Here is a 386-nt window from a genome sequence, read left to right as displayed (position 1 = left end):
GGTTGAAAACTAATATTCAGTTTCGGGATAATCGCAAAATTCTGAATTGATAATTCCTGTAACATTTGCGTCCTCCTACCTTTCTACTAAGCTTTCGCCATCAAGTCAGTCGCAAATTGTTGCGCCCACACGCCTTCGTTTAAGATGACTAATACGCCGGCGTCATCGCCAATCAAACCAAACACATCAGTTAAATCAGCCTCTTCGAGCGCCGTTTTTAACGCTGGTCCAGTTCCTGGCGCAACACGAATCATCACCATGTTAGCTTGCGTCTTAATCTCCGTCGTGCTTTCTTTCAAAATACGCCCTAACTGACCCAAGTAATCCGAACCAGACATCATGGCATACGCAAAGCCACCCGTTGGCAATGGCACTTTTACCAATTG

General features: G+C 45.3%; 1 protein-coding gene. It reads right to left on the bottom strand.

Features of this window, described 5'->3' with window-relative positions; all coding sequences use genetic code 11:
* Window positions 1-86: 86 nt before the first annotated feature.
* Window positions 87-386: arginine repressor (locus WEIDD23_RS12385; RefSeq protein ID WP_062359104.1), on the bottom strand; the 300-nt coding region annotated here is incomplete at its 5' end.

This window comes from Weissella sp. DD23, assembly GCF_001579105.1.
Lineage (GTDB): Bacteria > Bacillota > Bacilli > Lactobacillales > Lactobacillaceae > Weissella > Weissella cibaria.
This window is presented reverse-complemented; position numbering and strand designations above follow the sequence as displayed.